This is a genomic window from Ideonella sp. P3_A4 (assembly GCF_056403075.1).
On record NZ_JBFUGE010001240.1, the window covers coordinates 1 to 809 of the forward strand.

Consider the following 809-nt stretch of genomic DNA (forward strand, 5'->3'; position numbering starts at 1 on the left):
CACCAGCACGGCTTGATCCAGCGCAGTCGAAGCGTAGGACGCGGCCAGCGTGGGACCGGACTCGAACAACTCTCCGCGGCGGGCGTTCAAGGTGGCGACAACTTCCGCCTGCCACGGCCACGCCGCGAGGCCGAGCAACCGGCGGATCAGTTCGACCGGCTCATCCACCAGGACGGCCACCACGTGCTCGGGCAGCGCGCGCGCCACCTGGCGATAGTTGGGGACGGACGCCTCGCGGCCCCGCATTGCGCGAGCAAGCGTACCGAGTGCCGACGACACCCACTCGGTATCGGCCGGCACGCCCAGCGCCTGCAGCTCTTCGATCAGCGGTCGAAGGACATCGCGTTCCTCTTCGCTCAACTCAGCCAGCGCCCAGGCACGGTCAGACTCGCTCATGCCGTGCAGGACCAGCGCCGCGGACCTTTGCCGGCGCAACGCCGGCGTGGCCTCGCTCTCGTCGACAACCTGCTGGAACAGCTTGTTCACCGAGGGCCTCCAACCTGCCTGCCGGCTTCCGGCTCGGACAGCCACGCGCGGACCTGCGCCAGGCTGGCCTCGCGCTGCTCGCGAGTCATCGGCGAACGGGGTTCCGTGCCACGGCGGCCCAGTGCCCAGACGGCGGCAATACCCGCGAGCAGAGCGCCAACGAGAACGGCGGCGATGGCGCGCACGATGCCGCCACGGTCCTCCTGTGCCGGCGCTGCGGCCTGCGGGACGGTAGGCGAATGGGCTTCATCAATGGTTGCCACAGCGGTGCCAGCCGGCGACGACGCGCCGGCGGCAAGGCCTTCCAGCGCATGCACCACGAC

At 70.3% G+C, this 809-nt stretch carries 2 protein-coding genes; both read right to left on the bottom strand.

The genetic code is table 11. The features are described 5' to 3' along the window. A partial coding sequence (locus AC1DYI_RS37295; RefSeq protein WP_477209093.1) for a hypothetical protein occupies positions 1-486 on the bottom strand: 486 nt, incomplete at its 3' end. Further along, positions 483-809: hypothetical protein (locus AC1DYI_RS37300; RefSeq protein ID WP_477209094.1), on the bottom strand; the 327-nt coding region annotated here is incomplete at its 5' end. The genes AC1DYI_RS37295 and AC1DYI_RS37300, both read right to left, overlap by 4 nt.